The following is a 24,823-nucleotide window of genomic DNA, read 5'->3' on the forward strand; positions in this document are numbered from 1 at the left end:
GGGGGACCCGTGCCGGACACCCGTCTCAAGGAACTGCGCCGGCGCTACGACGCCGCGCGCGTGGGCGGCGGCGAGCAGCGCGTGGCGAAGCAGCACGCCGCGGGGAAGCTGACGGCGCACGAGCGCATCGAGGCGCTGCTCGACCCGGGGTCGTTCCAGGAGCTCGACGCGCTGGTGGTCCACCGATGCCAGGACTTCGGCATGGACAAGCAGCGCATCCCCGGGGACGGCGTCGTCACCGGCCACGGCCGCGTCAACGGGCGGCCCGTCTTCGTCTTCGCGCAGGATTTCACGGTCTTCGGCGGATCGCTCAGCGAGACGTTCGCCTCGAAGATCTGCAAGGTCATGGACCTCGCGATGAAGACGGGGGCGCCGGTCGTCGGGATCAACGACTCCGGCGGCGCGCGGATCCAGGAGGGCGTCGTTTCGCTCGCGGGGTATGCGGACATCTTCCTGAGGAACACCCTGTCGTCGGGGGTCGTCCCGCAGATCTCGCTGATCATGGGGCCGTGCGCGGGCGGGGCCGTCTACTCGCCGGCGATCACGGACTTCACCGTGATGGTGAAGGACACTTCGTACATGTTCATCACCGGGCCCGACGTGATCAAGGCGGTCACGCACGAGGAGGTCACGAAGGAGAAGCTCGGCGGGGCGATGACGCACAACTCGGTCTCGGGCGTCGCGCACTTCGCCGCGCAGGACGACCGCGACGCCCTGCAGCTCGTCCGGGAGCTCCTTTCGTACATCCCCTCGAACAACATGGAGGATCCGCCGGCCTCCCCGTGCGAGGATCCCGAGGACCGTTCCGACCCCACGATGAACTCGCTCGTGCCGACGAGCCCCAACCAGCCCTACGACATCAAGAAGGTCATCAAGGGCGTCGTCGACGACGGTCGCTTCTTCGAGGTGCACGAGCACTTCGCGCGGAACATCGTCGTCGGGTTCGCCCGCCTGGGCGGGAAGTCCGTCGGCATCGTCGCCAACCAGCCCGCGGTCCTCGCGGGCTGCCTCGACATCGACGCGTCGGTCAAGGGCGCCCGCTTCGTGCGGTTCTGCGACTGCTTCAACATCCCGCTCGTCGTCTTCGAGGACGTGCCCGGGTTCCTCCCCGGCACCGAGCAGGAGTTCGGCGGGATCATCCTCCACGGCGCGAAGCTGCTCTACGCCTTCGCGGAGGCGACGGTTCCGAAGGTGACCGTCATCACGCGCAAGGCCTACGGCGGCGCCTACTGCGTCATGGCCTCGAAGCACATCCGCGCCGACTTCAATTTCGCCTGGCCGACCGCGGAGATCGCGGTCATGGGCCCCGAGGGGGCCGTCAACATCATCTTCCGCCACGAGATCGACAAGTCCCCCGAGCCCGAGGCGGCTCGCTCCGAGCGCGTCGCGGAGTACCGGGAGAAGTTCGCGAACCCGTGGGTCGCCGCCGAGCGGGGGTACGTCGACGAGGTGATCGAGCCCGCCCTCACGCGGGCGAAACTGATCTCCGCGCTGCGCCTGCTCGAGAACAAGCGCGACAGCAACCCGCCGCGCAAGCACGGGAACATCCCGCTGTGACCAAGCCGCCGTTCGAGAAGATCCTCATCGCGAACCGGGGGGAGATCGCGGTTCGCATCATCCGGGCGTGTCACGAGATGGGGATCCGAACGGTCGCCGTCTACTCCGAGGCGGACCGCAAGGCCCTCCACGTCCGCTACGCGATGGAGGCCTGCCTCATCGGGCCGCCCCCGTCGCGCGATTCCTACCTGCGCATCGACCGCATCCTCGAGGCCGCGAAGAAGACCGGCGCGCAGGCGATCCACCCCGGCTACGGTTTCCTCGCCGAGAACGACGACTTCGCGCGGGCGGTTCGCGACGCCGGGATCGTCTGGATCGGGCCGCCCCCCGAGGCGATGGAGGCGATGGGGGACAAGATCCGCGCCCGGGAGATCATGCAGAAGGCCAAGGTGCCGGTCGTTCCCGGCACGCCGCCCCTGTCCCCGGACCCCTTCGAGGTCGCGCGCCAGGCCGAAGCGATCGGTTACCCCGTCTTGCTCAAGGCGTCGGCGGGAGGAGGCGGCAAGGGGATGCGGGTCGTCACGAGCTCGAAGGAGCTGCCGTCGCTGCTGGCGCAGGCCCGCGGAGAGGCCGCCTCGAGCTTCGGGGACGACACGGTTTTCCTGGAGAAGTACGTCGAGCGGCCGCGACACATCGAGGTGCAGGTCCTCGGCGACACTCACGGGAACGTGATCCACCTCGGTGAGCGCGAGTGTTCGATCCAGCGACGCCACCAGAAGCTGATCGAGGAGGCCCCGTCCCCCTGCGTGGACGCCGCGACCCGTGCGCGGATCGGCGAGATCGCGGTCAAGGCGGCGAAGGCGGTCGGCTACGTGAGCGCCGGGACCGTCGAGATGCTTCGAGGCGCCGACGGCTCCTTCTACTTCATGGAGATGAACACGCGCCTGCAGGTCGAGCACCCCGTGACCGAGCTCGTGTACGGGATCGACCTGGTCAAGGCGATGATCCACGTCGCGGCCGGCGAGCCCCTGAAGATGAAGCAGAAGGACGTCGTCCCGCGCGGCCACGCCATCGAGTGCCGCATCATCGCGGAGGATCCGGCGCGGAACTTCATGCCCGCGCCCGGGAAGGTCCGGGCGCTGCGCGCCCCGACGGGGCCGGGCATCCGCTACGACGGCGGCGCCTACGCCGGGTACGACATCCCCGTGCACTACGATCCGCTGCTCGCGAAGCTGTGCGCCTGGGGGGCCGACCGCGACGAAGCGATCGCCCGGATCGGCCGCGCCCTCGACGAGTACCGCGTCGACGGCCTGAAGACCTCCGTCAGCTTCCACCGCAACGTGATGCGGCACGCCGCCTTCCAGGCCGGCGACCTGCACACGGGATTCGTCGCGGAGCACCCCGAGCTGCTCGGCTCGGGCGACGACGTCTGGCTCGACGAGATCGCCGTCATCGCCGCCGCGATCGCCCACTTCCGACACGCCGAGGCGATCTCGGCGAAGGGGGGAACCGCGAGCGCCGCGGCGGGAGGCTCGTCGTGGCGCTGGGGCGGCCGGAGGGGGTGGCGCGCATGAACCTCACCGCGCGCAAGGGCGAGGCGGTCCACGAGGTCCGCATCGAGCGGCAGGCGGGGCAGTTCCTCGTGGTGGTGGACGGCGTGGAGCACCTGGTCGACGCGCAGAAGCTCGACGCGGACTTCTACTCCATCCTCATCGGCGCAAAGTCGTACGAGGTCTCGATCGAAGCGGCCGGCACGAAGTACTTCGTCCGCCACGGCTCCGCCGAACAGGTCGTCCACCTCACCGATCCCGCGCGTGAGGGGCGCGACGAGCTGCACCGCGCCGGCGAAGGCCCCGAGGTCGTCACCGCGACGATGCCGGGGAAGGTCGTGCGGGTGATGGTCTCGGAAGGGGACACGATCGAGCCCGGCCACGGCCTCGTCGTGCTCGAGGCGATGAAGATGGAGAACGAGATCACCGCCCCACGCGGCGGGAAGGTCGCCCGCGTGGCGGTCAAGCCCGGGCAGACCGTAGAGAGCGGCGCGGAGCTCGTGGTCGTCGAGTAGCGGGGGTCGAAAAGGGGCCTGGCCCCTTTTCGTTCGACGTCCGAAAACGGCGTGCGACGACGGGGACCCGCGCGTACGCTTCCGGGCATGAACGCCCTCGACCCCGAAAGCTGCTGGCGCGCGGTGCGCACCCACGACGCCCGGTTCGACGGGCGTTTCTTCGTCGGCGTGACGTCGACACGCATCTATTGCCGTCCGATCTGCCCCGCACGGCCCCCCAAGCGCGAACACTGCACCTTCCACCCCTCCGCGGCCGCGGCGGAGTCGGAGGGTTTTCGGCCGTGCCTGCGCTGCCGCCCGGAGCTCGCCCCCGGCTTCTCGCCGGCCGATGCCCCGCGCCGGCTCGCCTACGCGGCGGCGCTTTGGCTCGAGGAGGGGAACCCGGCGACGCTCGAACGGCTCGCGAGGCGACTCGACGTCACCTCCCGCCACCTGCGGCGCGTGTTCACCGCGGAGTTCGGCGTGAGCCCCGTCGCGTACGCGCAGACCCAGCGGCTGCTCTCCGCGAAGCGGCTCCTCACCGACACGGGCCTCTCCGTGACCGACGTCGCCCACGCGAGCGGGTTTCGGAGCCTTCGCCGCTTCCAGAGCTCGTTCAAGGAGCGTTATCGACTCGCGCCGTCGGAGCTCCGCCGCGACACCGCGAGGACCCGCGGCCCCGAGCTCGTCCTCGAGCTGGCGTACCGACCCCCGTACGCGTGGAACGAGATCCTCGAGTTCCTCGGAGCCCGCGCGATCACGGGGGTCGAGGCGATCGAGAAACGAACGTATCTCCGGACGGTCTCGATCGACAGGCACGACGGCTGGCTGCGCGTCGAGAACGCGCGTGGCCGCGACGCCCTTCGCGTGACCCTGTCCGCGTCGCTCGCTCCCGTGGTCCCCGCGGTCCTCGTTCGCGTGAAACGACTGTTCGACCTCGGGGCCCGTCCCGACGCGATTGCGAAGGTGCTCGGGTCGCTCGCCGCGAAGCGCCCGGGGCTGCGCGTGCCCGGAGCCTTCGACGGATTCGAGGTCGCCGTGCGCGCGATTCTCGGCCAGCAGGTGAGCGTCAAGGCGGCGAGCACCCTCGCGGGACGCGTGGCCACGGCGTTCGGGCGATCCATCGAGACGCCGCACGCGGAGCTGACCACGATCTTCCCGACTCCATCACGCCTGAAGGACGCCGCGATCGAGGCGCACGGCATCCTCCGCGCCCGAGCCGATGCGATTCGCGCGCTCGCGGCGTCGGGGATCCGTCTCGAACCGGGTACGGACGTTCCGTCGACGCTCGATTCCCTGCTGGCGCTTCCGGGAGTCGGCCCCTGGACCGCGCAGTACCTGGCGATGCGGACCCTCGCATGGCCGGACGCGTTTCCCGAGGGGGACCTCGTCCTCCGCCGGGCGCTCGGCGGCGTCGCGGCGCGCGAGGCGCTCACCCGCGCGGAAGGGTGGCGCCCCTGGCGGGCCTACGCGGCCATGCACCTCTGGCAGTCGATCAAGGAGGAACGATGAACGTGCGCATGCATTCCCCGATCGGTACGGTCGAGATCGAAGCCGAGGCCGGCGCGATCACGGCGATCCGCTTCGTGGACGGACCGCCGACCTCGACCGAGGATCCGTTGCTTCGTCGGGCGGTGGAGGAGCTCCGGCAGTATTTCGAGGGGAGGCGCGAGCGCTTCGAACTGCCGCTCGCTCCCAAGGGGACGGACTTCCAGCGCCGGGTCTGGCGGGAGCTGGAGACGATCCCCCTCGGGACGACCCTCTCGTACGGCGAGCTGGCCGGTCGGGTCGGCGATCCGAAGGCCTCGCGCGCGGTCGGGGCGGCCAACGGGAGGAACCCGATCGCGATCGTGGTCCCGTGTCATCGGGTGATCGGCGCGGACGGGTCGCTCACGGGGTACGCGGGGGGGCTGGCTCGGAAGGGGGCATTGCTGCGGCTCGAGGGGTCGATCGGACCGGCCCGGTGTACAGTGCCTCCGGGTCCCCAACCCGTGAGGCATGATTGCATCCCAAGTTCGCACCGGCGAGCGAGTTCCATTCCGAGCTGAAAGCCAAGGTAGAGGCCTATTTTGCGCGCGCCGGGGCTTCCCCGCGCGGGGGCTCACGCCTTTGGACGAAGACCGGCACCATCGCCTGCTGGCTGGCGGCCAGCTACGTCGCCCTCGTGTTCGTCGCAAGCGGCCCCGTCACGATCGCCCTGGCCGCCCTCTCGACCGCCCTCGCGATCGCCGCGGTCGGGTTCAACATCCAGCACGACGCCAACCACGGCGCCTTCTCCGAACGTCCGTGGGTCAACCGCGCGATGGGGTACGCCCTCGACGCGATCGGCGGCAGCTCGTACATCTGGTTCTACAAGCACAACGTCTACCACCACACCTACACGAACCTCGCCGGGGTCGACGACGACATCTCGATCGGGATCCTCGGCCGGCTCTCGCCCGCGCAGCGCCGCCTGCCCTTCCACCGCTTCCAGCAGTTCTATCTCTGGCCGCTGTATGCGGTCATGGGCGTGAAGTGGCAGCTCTTCGACGACTTCTTCCGCGTGGCGCGCGGTCGTCTCGGCGAGCAGCCGCTCCCGCGTCCCAAAGGCAAGGACCTCGCGCTGCTGATCGTCGGGAAGGTCTTCTTCTTCGGCGTCGCGTTCGGCGTCCCCTCGCTCCTGCATCCGTTCGGGGCCGTACTCGCGATCTACCTCGCCGTCATGGGGGCGGTGGGCATCGTGCTCGCGGTCGTCTTCCAGCTCGCGCACAGCGTCGGGGAGGCCGAACATCCGCTGCGACAGCCCGAGCCCCAGGTCGTCGCGGACGACTGGGCGCGCCACCAGGTCCAGACGACGGTGGACTTCGCGCGCGGCAGCCGGCTACTCGCCTGGTACGCCGGCGGGTTGAACTTCCAGATCGAGCACCACCTCTTCCCCCGCGTCTCCCACGTGCACTACCCCGAGATCGCGAAGATCGTCGAGGACGTCAGCCGGCGCTTCGGCGTGCGCTACTCCGCGCATCCGACGTTCGCGTCGGCGATCGCGGCGCATTATCGATTCCTTCGCGAGATGGGGAAGGCCGCGGCCTGAGCAGGCCGCGGAGGCGGCTTGGAGCCGCCTCCGGACCTTGGGTGGGATTTCTTTCAGGATCTCTTGGGCGAACGACTACTTGTTGAGCTTCTTGGTGAGCTGGGCGCCCGCCTTGAAGCGAGCGATCGTCTTCGCCTTGATCTTGATCGACTCGCCGGTCTGCGGGTTGCGCCCCGTACGAGCCTTGCGCTTGCTGACGCCGAACGTGCCGAAGCCGACGAGCGTCACGCGCTGACCCTTCTTGAGCGTCGTCGTGATCCCCTCGATGAGGCTCTCGACGGCGGTCGCCGCGGCGGCGCGGGTGATCCCGGCGTCGTCCGAGATCTTGGCGATCAGGGTTGCCTTGTTCATTCGATTTCACCTCCTTCCGTAATGGTCTCTTCGCTCCCGCGAAGGCAAACGCATTACAGCTTTCGCGCGCGGAGGTGTCAAGATCGAAACCCGCGAAAACCCGCGCCGGACGCGGGATTCCACGCGACGCGGTCGCGACTTCAGTGCGCGCCGGCGGCGAGGAAGCGCGCGAGGCGCTCGCGCCCGGCGTCGTCGACGTGGGTGAAGAACAACGCCAGCTCGAAGCGAGGGCCGTTCCCCGTCGGGGACTTCAGCTTCTTCCTGCGGACGACGACCGCTTCCGCATCGACCGGTTCCGGGCCGGCGCCGTTGGGCAGCAACATGCGGACGGCAAGGCGGGTCATCTCCGGGAAGTCGTGGGTGGAGGAGCAGTAGAGCCCGCCGAGCGAGAGGTCGCTGGCGGTCATTCGGGCGATCGTCGCGCCGTCCTGCCCCTCGATGTCGAACGAGCGCTGGAATCTCGCGTGCGAACGGCGTTCGGCGTGTTGCTTGCTCAAGGAATCCCCCCTCCGGGTCGCGGAAATGTAGCACGGTGGGCGATAATTCCGGCCTTCCCGCACGAGGTTCCGGAGACCCCATGGACCAAGCCGCGCTGCGCCGACTGCTCCTCAAGGTTCGATCGGGGACGACGAAGGTCGAGGACGCGATCGACCGGCTGCGCGGCATGCCGGCGGACGAGCTCGGCTTCGCGACACTCGACATGCACCGTGCATTGCGACGCGGGATTCCCGAGGCGGTCTACGGTGCGGGAAAGTCGGTCGAGCAGATCGTCGCGATCGTCGGGCGATTCAAGCACCATGGTCAGACAGCCCTCGTCACCCGGGTCGGTCCCGAGGTCCACGCCGCGGTCGCGGCCGCGCACCCGGAGGTGGAGTACCACGCGGCGGCGCAGGCGCTCGTGCTCCGTGCGGGACGGCGGAGGAAGGGACGGCCGGGGGTCGTCGTGATGACCGCGGGGACCTCCGACCTTCCGATTGCCGAGGAAGCGGCGCTGACCGCCGAACTGCTCGGGGAATCCGTGCACCGCATCGAAGACGTGGGAGTCGCCGGACTCCACCGGCTCTTCCGCCACCGCAAGGCACTCGAGTCGGCGAGGGTGATCGTGGTCGTGGCGGGGATGGAGGGGGCCTTGCCGTCCGTGGTCGCAGGCCTGGTCGACTGTCCCATCGTCGGCGTGCCGACCAGCACCGGCTACGGTACGGGGGCAGGGGGGTACGCCGCGCTGCTCGCGATGCTCAACAGTTGCTCGGCCGGGGTGGCCGTGGTCAACATCAACAACGGCTACGGGGCCGGGGTGCTCGCTTCCCTGATCAACCGCAACCGGCGGTCCGGACACCGGATTTCCGCGTCGTAATCGTCGCAATTCCCACGCCTCGGTGTGGACAGCGGCGAATACCCCCCGTATATAAAGCCCGAAGCGTGAAAGCCCACATTGCCGGTCCGGCCGCTCGCTTGACGGTGCCGTGGGGGCGAGACTAGGATGGCGCGTTTGCCACGCATCCATTCTGGTAGGAAAGGCGGGTGAGTTCGAACATGCCGCTGATCAAGGTGCGCGAGGACGAGAGCCTCGAAAACGCCTTGAAGCGCTTCAAGCGGAAGTGCGAGAAGTCGGGGATCCTTACCGAGATCAAGAAGCGCCAGCATTACGAGAAGCCGAGCGTCAAGCGTAAGCGCAAGGCGCTGGCCGCGCGTAAGAAGCTTCTGAAGCGTCTCGCACAGGAACGCCGCCAGAACGCTTAGACCCTTTGTCCGGCTCGGGGCGGGACCGGCAGGTCCCGCCCCTTGTCGTCGGCTCGTGGGTGCCCCGTTGGGCGTGGCCTTGACGAAGGACTTCGTCGCGACCGTCCGAAGCGCCGCGGACATCGTCCGGCTGGTTTCGGACTATGTCCCCCTCAAGCAGGCGGGACGTCGCCTCAAAGGTCTCTGCCCTTTCCATCAGGAAAAGACCCCCTCGTTCTCCGTCGATCCCGACCAGCAGCTCTTCTACTGTTTCGGGTGTCAGGCCGGGGGGGACGTCTTCAAGTTCGTCCAACTCTACGAAAAGACGGATTTTCCCGGCTCCGTCGAGTTCCTCGCCCGCCGCTTCGGGGTGAAGATCCCCGAGCAGACCGATTCACCCGAGGACCGGCTCCGCCGCCGACTCATCGAAATGAACGATGCCGCCGCGGCCTGGTTCCGGGAGCGGCTGCTCGACCCGGTCGATGGTCGCGAGGGCCGGGCCTACCTCGCCAAGCGGGGAATCGACGACGCCACCGCCGAGCGCCTGGATCTCGGGTGGGCCCCCGACAGCTGGGACGGGTTGTCGAACCACCTTCGGGCCCGGCGCTTCACGGAACAGGAGTGCCTGGCGGGTGGTCTCTCGGTGCCTCGGAAGACCGGCACCGGATCGTACGACCGCTTTCGCGGTCGCCTGACCTTCCCGATCCGGGATGTTTCGGGGCGGACGGTGGCCTTCGGAGGACGCATTCTGGGGGCCGGGGAACCGAAGTACCTGAACTCCCCCGAGACCCCCGCTTACGTGAAGGGGGAGCACCTCTACGGGCTCCACCTCGCCAAGGAAGCGATCCGGAAGGAGGGTTTCGCGATCCTGGTCGAGGGGTACCTCGACCTCGCCGCGCTCCACCAGGCGGGGTTCGGCCACGCCGTCGCCTCGCTCGGGACCGCGCTGACCCCGTCCCAGGCCCGCCTCCTAGGACGGTACGCGAACCGGGTCGTGGTTTCCTACGACGGCGATGCCGCCGGAGGCTCCGCCGCGGCGCGCTCCTTGGACACCTTCCTCGATCGTGGGTTCGAGGTCCGGGTCGCCGCGATTCCGGGGGGGATGGACCCGGACGACTATCTCCGTAAGGAGGGTTTCGAAGCCTACGACCGGCTGGTCCGCCAGGCGCCGGGGTATCTCGACTTCCTGATCGCCCGGGAGGCGGCCGCCCGCGACGTGGCGACGGTCGCCGGGAAGGTCGAGGCGGTGAACGCCCTCCTTCCCCGCCTGGCGAGCCTTCCGAACGCAATCGAGCGGGCCGCATGGGCCGGGAAGATCGCCGGGGTCCTCGGAATCGAGGACGAGCTCGTCCTCCAGGAGCTACGCGGCGCGTTGCGCCACGGAAAGGCCGCCATCCGGCACCGGGCCGAGCCGCAGGCCGCCGTGTCGGCGCTGGAGTCCCGGATCGTCGCCCTTTTGCTCCGCGACCCCGCCTGCCGGGACCAGGCCCGAAAGGGGCTCGACCCCTCCGAGCTCGACGCGGATCGCGTGGCCCCGATCGTGCAGATCATCCTCGATCTCGAGGGGGCCGGAGCTTCGGTGGACCCACCGTCGGTGATGGCCGCTCTCGACCGGGACGACCTGCGCGATCTCGTCGCGCGGATCGCCTTCCACGACGAGGCCGAGCCGTCGGACAACGAATTCGCCGGGTGCCTCGAGACCCTTCGCCGCCGCCGCCTGCGGCGGGAGGGGCGCGACGTCGCCCGCAGGATCCAGGACGCCGCGCCCGACGCGGTGGACGACCTTCTCGCGGCGAAGCTCCGCCTCGCCCGCGAGATCGACGCGTTGCAGAGATAGGACGAGCGAGGAGCGATGAGCAACAAGAAGAAGCGCGAGAGCCTCTCGTCGGTCGAGGAGAAGTACGACGAGGTGCGCCAGCTCGTGGCCAACGGCCGCGAAAAGGGGTACCTCACGTACGAGGAGATCAACGAGGTTCTCCCGGACGAGGTCAGCTCCTCGCCCGAGGAGATCGAGGAGGTCTTCACCGTCTTCGAGACCCACGGCATCACCCTCGTCGACGCCGACGGCCGCGAGGCGGTCGCCACGGGCGAGGACACCGAGCGCAAGGCGGTCTCGTCCAAGGACGTCCCCGCCGAGAAGGAGGAGGACGGCAAGAACGAGCCGGTGGCGTCCCCCCTCGAGAAGACCAACGACCCGGTCCGGATGTACCTCCGGGAGATGGGCACCGTCCCGCTGCTCACGCGCGAAGGCGAGGTGTCGATCGCGCGCCGCATCGAGCGCGGCGAGCGGCTCGTGCTCAAGGCCCTCTCCCGCTCGACGTACGTGCTGGCGGAGATTCGCGCGATCGGCGAGCGGATCAAGAAGAACCAGGTCTCGGCGAACGTCTTCACCGGCGCGGAGGACGAGGAGGACAAGTCCCGCGTCCGCCTCGAGCGCGCCAAGGGCGTGATCTCGAAGATCGTGCGCCACATCGGCCAGATCGAGGCCGCGCAGAAGGCGGGGCGCCGCCTGAAGCCGGGCGGCAAGGCCTGGCGGAACGCCGAGTGGAAGATCGCGCGCCTGCGCGTGAAGGTCGCCCGCGAGTTCCGCAATCTCAAGCTCGCACCGTCGCAGGTGGACGCGCTGGCGAAGGCGGTCCTCGACGCGGAGCTGAAGATCCGCCGCCATCACCGCTCGATCCAGGAGCTCAACACGCGCGCGAAGTCGTACCGCGACGCGTCGCTCAAGCGCGAGGTGCGCCGGAAGGTCGACGGGCTGCGCGCGGACATCAAGGGGATCGAGGAGGAGATGGGCTGCGAGCGCGAGGAGCTCGCGTCGGTCGCGCAGTCGATCCACCGCGGGATGCGCGAGGCCAAGAAGGCCAAGAGCGAGCTGATCGAGGCCAACCTGCGCCTGGTCGTGTCGATCGCCAAGAAATACACGAACCGCGGCCTGCAGTTCCTCGACCTGATCCAGGAAGGCAACATCGGGTTGATGAAGGCGGTGGACAAGTTCGAGTACCGCCGCGGCTACAAGTTCTCGACGTACGCGACCTGGTGGATCCGGCAGGCGATCACGCGCGCGATCGCGGACCAGGCGCGCACGATCCGCATTCCGGTGCACATGATCGAGACGATCAACAAGCTCGTCCGCACGCAGCGCAGCCTCGTCCAGGAGTACGGCCGCGAGCCGACCCCCGAGGAGATCGCGCGCAAGATGGGGATCCCGGTGGCGAAGGTCCGCAAGGTCCTCAAGATCGCCCAGGAGCCCATCTCGCTCGAGACTCCGATCGGCGAGGAGGAGGACTCGCACCTGAAGGACTTCATCGAGGACCGCTCGGCGGTCTCCCCGATGGAGGCCGTGATCCAGGTGAACCTCCGCGAGCAGACGCAGTCCGTCCTCAAGACGCTCACGCCGCGCGAGGAGAAGGTCCTCAAGATGCGTTTCGGCGTCGGAGACGGGAGCGAACACACCCTCGAGGAGGTCGGCCAGTCGTTCGCGGTCACGCGCGAGCGGATCCGGCAGATCGAGTCGAAGGCGCTGCGCAAGCTGCGTCACCCGAGCCGGAGCAAGATGCTGCGGGTGTTTCTCGAGGAGAAGACGCACTGATCGTCGACCGGATCCGTTCGCTCCCGCTGTTCGCCGAGCTCGAGGAAGAATCCCTCGCGGAGCTGGCGGGTATCGGGCGGATCCTCCATCGGCGGCGCAAGGAGATCCTCTTCGCCGACGGGGAGCCCTTCGAGGGCTCCTACGTCGTGCTCACGGGGCTCGTCGTCGTCTACCGGCTCGCCGAGGACGGCCGCATGCTGATCCTCCACGTCTGCCGTCCGGGGGACGCGGTGGCGGTCGCCGGAGTCTTCGGGAGGGACCGCGACACCTACCGGGCCCACGCTCGCGCGACCCGGGACGCCGATCTCCTCTTCCTCCCCCGCGAGCGCTTCGTCCCGTTCCTCAAGCGCCACCCGGAGCTGGCGTGGGACGTCGCGCGGGCCCTCGTCGCCCGCAACGACGAGCTCAGCCAGCAGCTCGAGAACGTGACCATGCGCGAGGTGGAGGCGCGCGTGGCCCGGTACCTCCTGCGCGAGCTCGAACGCGCGGGAGTCGCCGGCGACCCGCAACCGTCGCTCACGCTCCCGCTCGCGAAGAGCTCCCTGGCCTCCTACCTGGGGACGGTGCACGAGACGCTCTCGCGGACCTTCTCCCGCCTGATCCGGCAGGGGATCGTGCGCGTCGACGGTCCCCGGGTCACGGTGCTCGACCCCGCGAAGCTGCGCCGGCTTACCTGAGCCCGACGGCCGCCGCGATCCGCTCGAAGGCCGGAGACTTGCGCAGGGACCGCAGCTCCGGGTCGTTCCGCAACTGGACCATCTCGAGGGCGTGGACGCGCAGCCCCTCCTCCAGGAATCCGATCGCCGCCTCCTCCTCGCCCAGCGCGGCGTGCACCCGCGCGATGTGGACGGGCGAGTGGTACGTCGACCGGCACGACGGGTCCATCTCCGCGAGCAGTCGGCGCGCCTCGTGCGGGTACCCGGCGAGCGCCAGCGCCGCCCCGAGCGTCGCGGAGACGTAGGGCGTCCCCCCCGCCGTCGCGACCGCGCGGCGCGCCGCGTCGACCGCCTCGTCGAAGCGGCCGACCGCGAGCAATCCCCGCGCCTTGGAGTTCCACGCGACCGCGTAGTCCGGGTCCATCTCGAGGACGCGGCCGATCACCGCCTGCGCCTCGTCGTTCCGTCCGGCGTTGACGAGAAGGCACGACTCCTCGCTGCGCATCACGAGGGAGTACGGGTCGAGGCGGATCGCCCTCCGCAGCGCGTCGATCGCGTCGTCGTGACGCCCCCGGTGGGAGAGGAACTGCGCGTAGTTGTGGAGCGCGGACGAGCAGCTCGGGTTGAGTTCGATCGACCGGGTGTACGCCTCCTCGGCCGCGGTCCAGTCCCACTCCCAGCGGTGCTTCAGGAACCCGAGCGTCATGTACGCGTCGCCCGCCGCCGGGTCGGTCTCGAGCGCGAGGAGCACCGACTCCTTCGCCTCGGGGAGCGCGGATTCGGGTCGGAACACTCCGTACTCCACCCCGAGCGCGAGCGTCTCCGCGATCGACGCCAGGGTGACCGCGCAGGCCGGGTCGATCGCCTGCGCGCGGCGGAAGTACTCGAGCGAGGCGCGCAGGGCGTCCGGCGTGCGCTTGGCGAGCCAGTGCCGGCCGACGAGGTAGACCTCGCGCCATTCCGAGAGCTTGACGGGGGTGTCCGCCGCCTCCGTGTCCTCCGGGAGGAACTCCAGCGCGAGCGCCCCTGCGACGTGGGTGGAGACCTCGCGCTGCACGGCGAACTCGTCCGAGGCGTCGCGTTCGATCGTGTCCGCCCACAGGACCGTGCGATCGCGCACCTGGATGAGCTGCGCGCCGATCCGCACCCGGCCGTTCGCGCGTCGCACGGTGCCGTCGAGGACGAAGTCCACACCCAGCTCGCGCCCCACGCGTTCGGGAGCCCGGTCGCCGTTGCGGTAACGCTGCACGGACGGGGTGGCGATGATGCCGAGCTTGGAACGGCACAGGCGGCCGAGACGGATCACCATCTCCTGGGTCAATCCGTCGGTGAACAACTCGTGGCGCGGATCCTCGCCGACGTTGCGGAAAGGAAGGACCGCGAGCATCGAGCGCTCCACCCGCACCTCGAGGTCGCCGGTGGCCGACCAAGGGGAGACGAGGAACCGGTAACCCCGCCGGGGCAGGGTCTCGATGAAGCGGGGACTCGACGCGGCGTCCCCCAGGGCGTCGCGGAGCTTGTTCATCGCCGCGTTGAGCCCGTGCTCGAAGTCGACGAAGGTGTCCTGCGCCCAGAGGCGTTCGCGCAACTCCTGCCGGGTGACGACCCGTCCCGATCGCTCGAGGAGCAACTCGAGGATGCGGAACGGCCGGTCCTGCAGGCGAACGCGCGTGCCGCGCTTTCGCAGCTCCCCGGCATCGAGGTCGACCTCGAAGACGCCGAATCGAATCACGCGGCGCGGATGGACGGCTTCCAAACCCATCGATTCCCTCGGGTGATGCCGGAGATTGTACGGGCTCGGGCCGTTTCGGGCACGGAGAATCGTCGAAAACAACGATGCTCAACCCGCATGAGATCAACGAGTTACGCGGTGAGATTCGTTTGAGGTTCGCCTGAGGCTCCGGGCACGGAGATGAGGCGCGCGACGGTGTGGTGTGTCGGGCATGAAAGCCCACTACATCGTCGTGCTCGCCCTCGTTTCCTCTCTTGCCCTCCCGGCGCAGGCCGGCGGCGAGCTTGCGCTCTGGAAGCGCCTCGCTCCGGTCGTCGACCGGGGCGTCCTGCGGTCGCCCACCCTCGCCCGGGTCCTCGAGGAGGTCCGCGCGCTCGACGGCGTCAGCCTGAGCGTGACCCAACGCCCCCAACCCACCTCCCGGGTTCGCGCCCATTCGAACCTGCGCGTCGAACGCGCCTCGCGGCCGGTCCGCGTGGACGGAGAGGTGCTGCTGCCGGTCGGGCGAGGGGAGTCGGCGACGCTCGCCCTGCTCGCCCACGAGCTCGCGCACGTGCTCCAGCAGGCGGGCGCGCTCGTGCCCGACGCCGACGACGCGAAGGGGGAGCGCCAGGCGACGAGTATCGAACGGGCCGTGCTCGCGGAGCTGGCGGAGCGCGGCTAGCATGCGCCCATGGCCGCTCGCTGGTTCGCCATCGGTTCGATCCTCGGCGCCCTGGGGGTCGCCCTCGGCGCCTTCGGCGCGCACGGCCTCAAGTCCCGCGTGGGGCCCGATCTCCTCGTGGTGTGGGAGACGGCGGTGAAGTACCACCTCGTCCACGTCCTCGCGCTGCTCGCGACCGCCTGGGCCTCGGAGCGCTGGGGCGGCGGATGGACGCAGGCGGCCGGGTGGCTGTTCGTCCTCGGGATCGCGATCTTCTCCGGAAGCCTGTACGTGCTCGTGCTCTCCGGGCAGCGCTGGCTCGGGGCGATCACGCCGATCGGTGGAGTCGCCTTCATCGCGGGTTGGATCGCCCTCGCCGTCGCCGCGCTGCGCATCCGTGGTTGACCCTCCAGGGTCCTCGCCGTACCCTCCGCCCGATTTGCACCTTCAGGAGGAGGGAACCGTGCGTTCGAACACTTTCGTCCGTGGACTCGTGTGCGCCGCCGCGGCGCTGATCCTCGCGGCCGCCCCGGCCGCGGCGGCCCCCGCGCCGAACAAGGTCGGTGAGCTCGAGCCCCTGCAACTCGCCTCGCCGAGCCCCTACGGCAAGGCCTTCGGGGCGGACGCCCGCGAATTCGTCGTCCGGCATCCCGGCGCGACTTACATCCGCGTCCACTTCTCGAAGTTCGACCTCGCCCCGGGGGACTGGGTGACGATCGCCAGCGCGGACGGCGGGGAGTCGTTCACCTACACCGGCAGGGGGCCTCACTCCACCGGGGAGTTCTGGGCCCAGGCCATCCTCGGGGACACCGCGATCGTGCGCCTGCAGGCGACGGTGGGCGGTGAGGGCGGGTTCGAGATCGACGCGTTCGGCCGCGGCATCGTCGACCTCGTCGGCGAGCGTCCGTCCGACCCGTCCCCCGAGAGCGTCTGCGGCACGCAGGACTGGAAGGACGCCGCCTGCTATGCGTCGGGGACGTACACGACCGAATACGAGAAGTCGCGCGCAGCCGTCCTCGCGCTGATCGGCTGCTGCTCGTCGTGCACCGCGTTCAAGGTCTCCGACAGCGGGCAGTTCCTCACGAACAACCACTGCACCGCTTCGACGAGCGGCGTGCAGTCCACGGAGCTGCGCTTCATGTATCAGACCCCGGGATGCGCGACGGGGACGGCGGGCTACACCGGCTCCGTGATGGGCTCGCAGCTGGTCCGGACCGACGCCACCCTCGACTACACGCTCATGACCACGACCGGCGACGCGACCTCGATCCCGTGCCTCACCCTCGAGAATCGCCTCCCCGCCGTCGGGGAGCGGATCTACATCGCCGGACACCCCGGCGGCGGGCCCAAGAAGCTCTCCATCGAGTCGGCGTCCAACACCGGCGGCCTTTGCCGCGTCGACGCCGCCCCCTACGCCGGGAACAGCGCCACCTCCGACGTCGGCTACTACTGCGACACGGCGGGCGGCTCCTCCGGTTCGCCGGTCCTCTCGGGGGAGACGCACCAGGTGATCGCGCTCCATCACTTCGGCGGCTGCCTCAACAGCGGCGGTCGCAGCGACCTGATCCTCGGCCAGATCGGAAGCGACATTCAGACCTGCTCGTCGGGCGGTGGCGGCGAGAACTGCGGGAACGGCGTCGTGGATGCCGGCGAGCAGTGCGACGGGTCCGACCTCGGCGGGGAGACCTGCGAAAGCCGTGGATTCCCCGGCGGGACGCTCTCCTGCACCTCCTCGTGCACGTTCAACACCTCGGCCTGCACCCCGGCGTGCGCCCCCTTCAACGCGCCGTGCCGGCGCGGCACCGACTGCTGCTCGGGCCTTTGCCTGGGCAAGGGGAAGAACAAGGCCTGCCGCTGATTCATCGAACGCTCGCCGCGGTCGCCAGCAGGTGACCGCGGCGGGCGTTCGCGCAGAGGCGATCGAACGGTTCCCCTCCCGCGAGCTTCGCCGCCGGGGACGGCCCCGCGGCGAGCGCGGCCGCGAGCCGCTTCCACTCCGTCGAGGCACCCGCGGGAGAGGCGGCGGGCCGCGTCGAGCGCGGCGCGGCCACCGCGAGCGCGAGCCGCGCCCACCGCTTGCCTTCGTCGTCGGCGTCCCTGGCGACGGTCTCGAGATGAGCCGCCGCGTCCTTCGCGGCCCGTAGCAGCCACGGCTCGTCCTTGCCGCGCACCGCCGCCTCGGCGAGCGCCCACGTGGCGAGGGCGTGGACGCCGACGTCGTCGGAGATCGCGCCTCCCTTGCGCTGCGCCGCGAGCAAGGCGGCGAGGGACGGTGTTCCCCCCGAGGGGGAGAGCCTGCCGTCCTCCGCGAGGTCGGCGAGGACGCGAAGGGCCGCGTCGCGCAGCCGGGCGGAGGCCTCGAGCTGCGGGCGGAACACCTCCACCTCCTCGATCGAGTCGGCGTTCACCCGAGAGATCCAGGCTGCCGACAGCGGGTCGGAGGCCGACGGCCCGCTCACGTTCGCGCGGAAGTCCCGGTCCCTCGCGCCGAGGACATTCGGATTGCCGTCGCCGTCGGCCTCCCGCGCGTCGACCACGAACTTGGCCGAGAGGGCCGCCGTCCGCTCGAGGACCGGCGCCGCCGCGGTCACGGTCACCGTTTCCGTCATCGCGCTTGACGCGCGGCGAACGGGGGACTGCGGAGCCGGGGGCGGGGCAACGGGGACCCCTTGGCCCACGACTCCTCCCGGCACGCCACCGACGTAACCCAACGACTTCAACCGGGCCCGCTCCTGCCGCACGCCGTGAAGCGCCTCGGCGGGAATCGCGTCCTCGGGCACCGCCGCACGGGTGTCGGCCAGGAACGCCGCCGGACCGTCCGCGCCGAAAATCCCTTCGAAGGAGACGTGCTCGGGCATCGGCAGGGCCTGGTGCAGGGTCGTCTGCGCGCCTCCGGGGTTGGCGACACGCGCGGTGTCGACGGCGAGGAACGAGGTGTACGCCGTGAGGATCCGGTGCTCGAGCGCGAGCGCCGTCACCTCGGCGCGGATCGAGTCGGGGACGTCGCCGTCGCTCTCGAGCATCAGCCCCTCGACGCGCCGGCGGGCCCACAACGAAGCGAGCGACGCGTGCCGCGCCGCGCGTTCGGGGAGATCGACCTTCACGCGTCGCTCCCACGGGACGCCCCCGAGCTTCCCGCGCACGACGACGTCACCGGACGCGGCACCCACGTAACGCCCGACGAGCGTGAGCGTCTGCCCGGAGAAGAGATCGCGCGGTCTCGCGGGGATCACGTCGGCGACGGGAAGCCCGCCCCAGTCGATCTCGAGGTCGGTCAGGTAGGGGCGCGTGACCCAGCTGCGGAAGGCGGCGAGGGCGTCGTCGGCCTTCTCGTCGGGGCGCACGAAGACGTAGGCGCCTCGGCCGAGGTCGGCCATCCGGTCGAGGAGGTAGTGGTTCACCGAGGAGCCGATCCCGACGCAGTAGATCCGCGCATCGCCCAGGACCCCGCCGATCGAGGAGAGGATCTCGGGCTCGTTGCCGACGTAGCCGTCGGTCGCGAAGATCACGACGCGGAGCCGGTTCGGGTCTTCGGGCCTCGCGAAGGCGGCGCGCATCGCGGCGAGGAGCTCGGTCCCGCCGCCGCCCCGCAGGTTCGACAGCCACGCGATCGCCTCCTCGACGTCCGCGCGCGTGTTCGGGCGAGGATCCTTCGACCAGACCGTGTTGTCGCCGGCGAAGCGGATCAGGTTGAAGGTGTCCTTCGGCCCGAGCTCGCGAAGGGCCTTCTGGACGAGGCGCTTGGACGCCTCGATCGGCACGCCCTGCATGCTCCCCGAAGTATCGACGACGAACGTGATCTCCTTCGGTGCGGCCTCGATCGCCGAGACTTCCCCCTTCGGCTGGACGATGAGCGTGAAGAAGCCGTCCACGCCGTCGCGGTGGGCGAGAGCCCCGACGGCGGGGTCCTCCGACGCGACCGACCAGCGCAGGAGGAAGTCCTTGTTGGGAATCGTGTCCGCGTCGGTCAGCACCACGGCGGCGCGCCCGGAACCCTGGCGGGCCACGCCGATCCGATGGCTCGGGCTTTCGACGCTTCCGATCGGGACTCCCGCGTCGATCGCCACCTCGATCTCGACGTCGTGTCCCGAGCGCGTGCCGGGCTGCAGCACGGGAGGCGATACCCGCGACGCATCGGGAACCCGACCTCCGCCGGGAACGTAGCGCGGTCCGACGACCAGCGGGAAGGTCAGGCGATAGATCCCGCGCTCGTAGGCGAGGGTCTCGACCGTTCGCAGGCGCACGACGATCGGCTCGCCGGGGAGGAGGTTCGCAACCGACTGCGTGAACAGGTTCGGCCGCTCCTGCTCGAGAAGGGCGGCCTGGTACCCCTCGTTGCGCGCGCGTTCGTACTCCTCCCGCGCGTCCTCGCGCCGCCGGATCTCGCCCCGCACCACGCGATCGCCGACGACCATCTCGAAGTCGTCGACCGCGGCGCGGTCGCCGAGGGGGAACGAGTAGAGCGCCTCGACCGGCTTCTCGAAGGGGTTGCGGAAGGTCTGCTCGACCGTGGCGCGGGCGACGAAGGCGGAGACCTCGATCGACACCTTCGTGTGCTCGAGGGGCATCGCGACCTTCTCGCCGCCCGGCTCCTGCACGACGAGGGCACCGGGGGAATCGGCGGCCGTAACGGGGAGGGTGGAGAGGAGGAACGCCGCGAGCAGGGGGATTCTCGGGTTCATGGTCCGACCTCCTGGGGCTTGAGACAGGACTACTCCCGGGAAGTTCCGGAGGAAGGGCGAGGAATCGGGATGCGCGGCAAGGGACCCGCGGCGTACGATCTCCCGCGGTCCGGAGGTGACCCATGCGCGCCATGATTCCCGTCGCCGCGTTGCTCCTCGCGATCCCGCTTCAGGCCGGCACCCGCGAGGACGACGCGATCCGGCTCAACGTCGAAGGGAACCTGCGCATGGTGCAGGTGCTGGCGGGAGAGCGCCTCGACGTCGACGTGACCGACGGAACGGTTCAGCTGACCGGGAGCGTCGAGACGCTTTATCGGAAGTGGCAGGCGCTCGACCAGACCTCGCGCGTGCGCGGGGTGCTCGCGATCTCCGATGCGATCGACCTTCAGGGGGGCTCGCGCTCCAACTCCGCGATCCTCGACACCGTGAAGCGTCGTTTCGAGGACCTGCCGCGCGTCGCCAACCAGAAACTCGACGTTTCGGTGAGCGACGGGACGGTCACCCTGAAGGGCGAGGTGGACGACGCGCGCATCCGGTTCGCGGCGCGCGACGCCGCCGCCGACGTCGTCGGGGTGCGCGCGGTCGTCGACGCCATCACGTCCCGGGAGCAGGACGACGAGACGCTGCGCAAGCAGCTGACGCAGATCCTGGGCAGGAGCTCTCTCGACCACGTCCCCGGGAACATCGAGATCGCCGTCGAGACCGGCGTGGTGACGCTGACCGGCGACGTCCCGCGTCTGTGGGAGCGGATCGACGCCGAACGCACGGTGCTCGGGGTGAACGGCGTCAAGGGCGTCGTCAACCAGCTCGAGGTGAAGCCGAAGCCGAGGCTCGAGTAGCCCGCACCCCCGGCGCCGGCTCGAGCACGGTCAGCGTCCCCGCCGGGGACTCCGCCGAGAACCGCAACCGCACCGCCTCGGCCCCCGCGGGTTGGAAGACCCGCTCGCCCAGGTGGAAGAGGTTGCGCGACGTCCCCTCGCCCCGCTGCACGGTGAGTTGCCCGCGCATCCTGCCCCCCTTCTGGCGGTCGACGACGAGAACGTCCCGGCTCCCCGGTCCGAAGCGGTAGCTTCCGACGAGCGCTTCGATCTCCGCGGCGGACAACGGCCGGTCGTCGGGCCACTCCCCGGAGCCGTCCAGCGTCCTCAGATACTCGAGGACCGGCTTCGCCCGCTCCCCCCCGGCCTCGGCGTGCGCGAGGAGGGGGATGCTGTGCGGTCCCTTCAGTCGCGTGAGCGCAGGGTTCGCGGCGACAAGCGCCTTCACGACGTCGAGCCACCCGAGCATCGCGGCCGTGAAGAGGTCCGGCCTGGCGCCGTTCGCGATCAGGAACTCGGCGATCTCGCGGTTTCCCACGTGCGAAGCCGCGCCCAGCGCCGTTTCCGTATCGCCGAACCCCCAGTCCCAGGCCGCCTTGGCCAGCGAGGGTCGCGCGGCGACGAGCTCTTTCACCCGGGCGAGGTTCGCGTGCGAGACGCCGACCATCTCCCGCGCGAGGTCGGGGGGATGGGAGGGGAAGGCGTCCGGGACCGGCTCGGGGGCGGCGAACACGGGAGAGACGAGTCCCGCGGCGGCCACGGCGGAGCCGACGACCAGGAAGTCACGGCGGGTGGGGTGCATGGGGCCTCCGTTCCCTGGGGTGTACGCGGGATCGTCGCACGCAAACTCGCGAACGCAGCCAACCGCCGCCCCGGTTAGGATGAGCCGGTGCTGCTCGCGAGTTTGCTCCTTGCCGTGGTCGGGCCCGTCGCGGACGGCGGCTGCGAGAACTTCGGCCGGGTCGGCCCCGGCCTCTACCGCGGAGCCGAGCCGAGCGAGGCGTGCCTCGACCATCTCGCGAAACTCGGCGTGAGGATGATCCTGAACCTGCGCGACGACGAGGAGGCGACGGAGCGTGAGAAGTCCCTGGCGGAGGCGCTCGGGCTGCGGTTCACGAACATCCCGATGTCCGGCGTGCGCAAGCCGGAGTCCGAGGAGGTTCAACGGGCCCTCGAGATTCTCGGCGCGACCGAGAACCAGCCGGCGTTCGTGCACTGCAAGCGCGGGCGCGACCGCACGGGGGTCGTCGTCGCCGCGTGGCGGATGGCGCGGGAGGGTTGGAGCCTCGACCAGGCGTATGAAGAGGCGAAACGATTCCGGCTGGCGTGGTGGCAGGTGCGGATGAAGGACTTCATCCGCGAGTTCGAGGTTCCGAAGACGCAGGAGAACGCACGATGATCCCGCCCCCCGATACCTTCGTCGCCGTCCCGGAGCCGACCGCCCAGGCGCTCCAGTACTTCCGCGGGAACCAGCTCCTCTGGCTCGTGAACACCCTGCTCGGCCTCGCGATCCCGGCGCTGTTCCTGTTCACCGGCTGGTCGGCGAAGCTCCGGGACGCCGCGAAGCGGATGGGGAAGGCGTGGTATCCGACGCTCGTGCTTTATCTCGTTTTCTTCACCGTGCTCACCTCGCTGATCACGCTGCCGCTGGACTTCTGGTCGGGGTTCACGCGTCAGCACGACTACGGGATGTCGAACCAGACCCTCGCGAAATGGTGGAAGGACTTCGGGATCGGGATGCTCGTGTCGCTCGTGCTCGGCGCGGTGACGATCTGGGTGCCGTACCTGCTCATTCGCAAGAGTCCGAAACGGTGGTGGCTCTGGACGGCGATGGTCGCCGTGCCGGGGATCTGCGGTCTCATCCTGCTGCAGCCGATCGCGATCGACCCGCTGTTCAACGACTTCGGACCGATGAAGGACAAGGACCTCGAGCAGAAGATCCTCGCCCTCGCCGATCGCGCGGGGATCGAGGGGAGCCGTGTCTATGAAGTGGCCAAGAGCGAGGACACGAAAGCGGTGAACGCCTACGTGACCGGGTTCATGGACACCAAACGCATCGTGTTGTGGGACACGACGATCGCGAAGCTGGACGAGCGGCAGCTGCTCTTCGTGATGGGGCACGAAATGGGGCATTACGTCCTCGGCCACATCTGGAAGACGATCGCCATCGCGGGGCTCGGGATCGCCTTCGTGTTGTGGGCGGCGCATCGGCTCTCGCGCGGCTTGATCGATCGTTTCGGGGATCGGTTCGGCTTCAACGAGCTGTCCGACGTCGCGTCGCTTCCGTTGATCCTGCTGATCGCCAATCTCATCGGCTTCGTCGCCTCGCCGGCGGCGCTCGCCTACAGCCGCTGGCAAGAGCACGACTCCGATCGATTCGGCCTGGAGATCACCCGCGACAACTGGGCGGGGGCGTCCGCGTTCGTCAAGCTGCAGGAGGAGAATCTCGGAGTGCCGCGGCCCGGCCTCCTCTACAAGGTGTTCCGGGCGGGCCATCCGCCGCTCGGCGAGCGCGTCGACTTCTGCAACACCTACAAGCCGTGGGCGACGGGGGAGCCGATGCGGCACGCCGGCCGCTTCAAGGAGTGAGCGTCGTGGACGACGTGGCCCGCTACGTTCCAGGCGATCGATTCCACGCGACGGTGCGAAAGGTCTACTCGGGTGCGCTGGGCTGGGCGGTCAACAAGCGCGGCGAGAACATGGCGCGGGTGCTCTACGAGCCCGCGCACGAGAACGCCGCATTCGACGACGCAGAGCGCCGCGGCCGCGGGAGGGACTTCGCGACCTGGGTCTTCAGCGAGGAGCGTGGCCTCGAGGAGGGGCTCTTCTCGACCGGGTTCGAGTTGATGATCGACGCGCGACTCGAGCCGAACGCCTCGATCGGCCGGCACGAACATCCCCGTACGGACGAGATCTACTACGTGCTCGAAGGGTCGATCCGCATGACCACGTTCGACGCCGGCGGAAGGGAGCACACCGAGGACGTGCGTGCGGGAGACGCCCACCTGGTCCGAAAGGGGCAGGGACACCACGGGACGGCGGGTCCGGAAGGAGTTCGTTTCATTGCGGTCGCCACGCGATAGCGCCGCCGGTCAACTCCCCAACTCCTCCCACGCGGCCCGGACGTTCATCTCGATCGCCCCGTCGAACTTCGCCACGCGGCTCTCGAATCCGGGGATGCGTTCGACCTTCGAGAGCTCCTCGACGGTCTTCCCCTCGGCCTTGCCTTTCTTCACGTAGTCGAGCAGGCCGCCGAGGTAGGTGACCATCGCCTTGAGCGGCTCCTGGTCGCCGACGACGTCGGCGTCGTCCGCCGCGTGGCCGAAGACGTACCGCGCGTCCTTCGGATAGTGCTCGAGGGCCTGTCCGAGGACGCGCATCCACCCCTGGATCGACGCGCCGCCCGGCCGGTCGATGAACGGCAGCATGCCGTTGAAGACGAGGTCGCCCATGTGGACGACGTTCGCCTGTTCGAACGCCCAGATCGCGTCCCCGCCCGTGTGGGCGGGACCGAAGTGCTTCGCCCGCACGACCTCCTTGCCGAGGTCGAGGGAATAGACCTTCTCGAACGTCGTGTCGGGGTAGCTCTGGTCCGCGACGTTGCCGCGCCTCTCCGCCGCGGCCTTCTGGAGTTCGGGCACGTTCTTCTGGGCGACGATCCTCGCGGCCTCGGGCTTGAACACCCCGACGCCTCCGGTGTGATCGCCGTGGTGGTGCGTCAGGAACACGGCGTCGAGCTTGCGGGCGCTCTTCGCGCGCAGCAGGCCCAGGCACGCCTTCGCCGGGTCGGGGAACTGGGTGTCGACCACCGCGGCCGCGTCCTTGGCGACGTACACGCCGATCGTGCCGCCCGTGCGAGCGGAGAAGAGGTGCATCCCGCCGCGAAGCGCACGGAGCGACTCCCCCTCGGCGAGCACGCGATCGAGCCACGACGGAGCGACGAACGCTCCGGCCGCGGCGAGGGAGGTGGTGGTCAGGAAGGTGCGACGGCGCATGGGGCCTCCTTTTCGGGACCGCGGGAT

At 69.7% G+C, this 24,823-nt stretch carries 24 protein-coding genes; 18 read left to right on the top strand and 6 right to left on the bottom strand.

Annotated features, from left to right (window positions below):
- Positions 1–9 precede the first annotated feature (9 nt).
- The 6 genes from VF139_16810 to VF139_16835 all read left to right on the top strand — a co-directional run bounded on the left by VF139_16810 (position 10) and on the right by VF139_16835 (position 6,611).
- Complete coding sequence (locus VF139_16810; GenBank protein HEX6853059.1) at positions 10–1,557, top strand: acyl-CoA carboxylase subunit beta; 1,548 nt, start codon at positions 10–12, stop codon at positions 1,555–1,557.
- Positions 1,554–3,071, top strand: coding sequence for an acetyl-CoA carboxylase biotin carboxylase subunit (gene accC, locus VF139_16815; protein HEX6853060.1), 1,518 nt, complete (start codon positions 1,554–1,556; stop codon positions 3,069–3,071). The genes VF139_16810 and accC overlap by 4 nt, the downstream gene beginning before the upstream one ends.
- Positions 3,035–3,562, top strand: coding sequence for a biotin/lipoyl-containing protein (locus VF139_16820; protein ID HEX6853061.1), 528 nt, complete (start codon positions 3,035–3,037; stop codon positions 3,560–3,562). The genes accC and VF139_16820 overlap by 37 nt, the downstream gene beginning before the upstream one ends.
- 87 nt (positions 3,563–3,649) lie before the next feature.
- Positions 3,650–5,053: an AlkA N-terminal domain-containing protein gene (locus VF139_16825; protein HEX6853062.1), complete on the top strand. Its 1,404-nt coding sequence runs from the start codon at positions 3,650–3,652 to the stop codon at positions 5,051–5,053.
- On the top strand, positions 5,050–5,589 hold the full coding sequence (locus VF139_16830; GenBank protein ID HEX6853063.1) for a methylated-DNA--[protein]-cysteine S-methyltransferase: 540 nt from the start codon (positions 5,050–5,052) through the stop codon (positions 5,587–5,589). The genes VF139_16825 and VF139_16830 overlap by 4 nt, the downstream gene beginning before the upstream one ends.
- Positions 5,544–6,611, top strand: a complete 1,068-nt coding sequence (locus VF139_16835) for an acyl-CoA desaturase (GenBank protein ID HEX6853064.1) — start codon at positions 5,544–5,546, stop codon at positions 6,609–6,611. Before VF139_16830 ends, VF139_16835 begins: the two co-directional genes overlap by 46 nt.
- Before the next feature lie 75 nt (positions 6,612–6,686).
- On the opposite strand, the gene VF139_16840 is transcribed toward VF139_16835, so the two are convergent.
- Positions 6,687–6,962, bottom strand: coding sequence for an HU family DNA-binding protein (locus tag VF139_16840; GenBank protein HEX6853065.1), 276 nt, complete (start codon positions 6,960–6,962; stop codon positions 6,687–6,689).
- Between the two features lie 140 nt (positions 6,963–7,102).
- Positions 7,103–7,459, bottom strand: coding sequence for a PilZ domain-containing protein (locus VF139_16845; protein ID HEX6853066.1), 357 nt, complete (start codon positions 7,457–7,459; stop codon positions 7,103–7,105).
- A gap of 80 nt (positions 7,460–7,539) precedes the next feature.
- Here VF139_16845 and larB point away from each other — a divergent pair, with 80 nt between their 5' ends.
- From larB to VF139_16870, 5 genes are all read left to right on the top strand, one after another.
- Positions 7,540–8,316 (top strand): nickel pincer cofactor biosynthesis protein LarB, encoded by a 777-nt coding sequence (gene larB, locus VF139_16850; protein HEX6853067.1) that lies wholly within the window; start codon positions 7,540–7,542, stop codon positions 8,314–8,316.
- Between the two features lie 179 nt (positions 8,317–8,495).
- The gene (rpsU, locus tag VF139_16855; protein ID HEX6853068.1) at positions 8,496–8,702 is read left to right on the top strand and encodes a 30S ribosomal protein S21; all 207 of its coding nucleotides are present in this window, start codon (positions 8,496–8,498) and stop codon (positions 8,700–8,702) included.
- 55 nt (positions 8,703–8,757) lie between these two features.
- The gene (gene dnaG / locus VF139_16860) at positions 8,758–10,518 is read left to right on the top strand and encodes a DNA primase (protein HEX6853069.1); all 1,761 of its coding nucleotides are present in this window, start codon (positions 8,758–8,760) and stop codon (positions 10,516–10,518) included.
- 15 nt (positions 10,519–10,533) lie between these two features.
- Entirely contained in the window at positions 10,534–12,270 is a 1,737-nt protein-coding gene (rpoD, locus tag VF139_16865) for an RNA polymerase sigma factor RpoD (GenBank protein ID HEX6853070.1), read from the top strand.
- 104 nt (positions 12,271–12,374) lie between these two features.
- Entirely contained in the window at positions 12,375–12,947 is a 573-nt protein-coding gene (locus VF139_16870) for a Crp/Fnr family transcriptional regulator (protein ID HEX6853071.1), read from the top strand.
- Here VF139_16870 and VF139_16875 read toward each other — a convergent pair.
- Entirely contained in the window at positions 12,940–14,688 is a 1,749-nt protein-coding gene (locus tag VF139_16875; GenBank protein ID HEX6853072.1) for a winged helix-turn-helix domain-containing protein, read from the bottom strand. The two genes, VF139_16870 and VF139_16875, sit on opposite strands and share 8 nt — an antisense overlap.
- Positions 14,689–14,869: 181 nt before the next feature.
- Between VF139_16875 and VF139_16880 the strand changes: the two genes are divergently transcribed.
- From VF139_16880 to VF139_16890, 3 genes are read left to right on the top strand one after another with little or no spacing between them, the layout of a single operon-like run.
- Positions 14,870–15,322, top strand: a complete 453-nt coding sequence (locus VF139_16880) for a hypothetical protein (GenBank protein HEX6853073.1) — start codon at positions 14,870–14,872, stop codon at positions 15,320–15,322.
- A 9-nt stretch (positions 15,323–15,331) separates the two neighbouring features.
- On the top strand, positions 15,332–15,706 hold the full coding sequence (locus tag VF139_16885; GenBank protein ID HEX6853074.1) for a DUF423 domain-containing protein: 375 nt from the start codon (positions 15,332–15,334) through the stop codon (positions 15,704–15,706).
- A gap of 58 nt (positions 15,707–15,764) precedes the next feature.
- A complete protein-coding gene (locus tag VF139_16890; GenBank protein ID HEX6853075.1) occupies positions 15,765–17,159 on the top strand; it encodes a serine protease in 1,395 nt (464 codons plus the stop codon).
- Between the two features lies 1 nt (position 17,160).
- On the opposite strand, the gene VF139_16895 is transcribed toward VF139_16890, so the two are convergent.
- Positions 17,161–19,983: a VIT and VWA domain-containing protein gene (locus VF139_16895; protein ID HEX6853076.1), complete on the bottom strand. Its 2,823-nt coding sequence runs from the start codon at positions 19,981–19,983 to the stop codon at positions 17,161–17,163.
- 122 nt (positions 19,984–20,105) lie between these two features.
- Here VF139_16895 and VF139_16900 point away from each other — a divergent pair, with 122 nt between their 5' ends.
- A complete protein-coding gene (locus tag VF139_16900; GenBank protein HEX6853077.1) occupies positions 20,106–20,822 on the top strand; it encodes a BON domain-containing protein in 717 nt (238 codons plus the stop codon).
- Here the strand turns inward: VF139_16900 and VF139_16905 are convergent.
- Positions 20,782–21,603: a hypothetical protein gene (locus VF139_16905; protein HEX6853078.1), complete on the bottom strand. Its 822-nt coding sequence runs from the start codon at positions 21,601–21,603 to the stop codon at positions 20,782–20,784. The two genes, VF139_16900 and VF139_16905, sit on opposite strands and share 41 nt — an antisense overlap.
- An 87-nt stretch (positions 21,604–21,690) precedes the next feature.
- Between VF139_16905 and VF139_16910 the strand changes: the two genes are divergently transcribed.
- Genes VF139_16910 through VF139_16920 form a run of 3 tightly spaced genes read left to right on the top strand, consistent with a single transcriptional unit; the run spans position 21,691 to position 23,884 of the window.
- Complete coding sequence (locus VF139_16910) at positions 21,691–22,200, top strand: tyrosine-protein phosphatase (GenBank protein HEX6853079.1); 510 nt, start codon at positions 21,691–21,693, stop codon at positions 22,198–22,200.
- Positions 22,197–23,390, top strand: coding sequence for a M48 family metallopeptidase (locus VF139_16915; protein ID HEX6853080.1), 1,194 nt, complete (start codon positions 22,197–22,199; stop codon positions 23,388–23,390). Before VF139_16910 ends, VF139_16915 begins: the two co-directional genes overlap by 4 nt.
- Before the next feature lie 5 nt (positions 23,391–23,395).
- Positions 23,396–23,884 carry a cupin domain-containing protein gene (locus VF139_16920; GenBank protein ID HEX6853081.1) on the top strand — a complete coding sequence of 163 codons (489 nt, stop codon included), beginning with the start codon at positions 23,396–23,398 and terminating at the stop codon, positions 23,882–23,884.
- 9 nt (positions 23,885–23,893) lie between these two features.
- On the opposite strand, the gene VF139_16925 is transcribed toward VF139_16920, so the two are convergent.
- Positions 23,894–24,796, bottom strand: coding sequence for an MBL fold metallo-hydrolase (locus VF139_16925; GenBank protein HEX6853082.1), 903 nt, complete (start codon positions 24,794–24,796; stop codon positions 23,894–23,896).
- Between the last annotated feature and the right edge of the window lie 27 nt (positions 24,797–24,823).

The sequence above is a fragment of the Candidatus Polarisedimenticolaceae bacterium genome, assembly GCA_036376135.1.
GTDB lineage: Bacteria > Acidobacteriota > Polarisedimenticolia > Polarisedimenticolales > DASRJG01 > DASVAW01.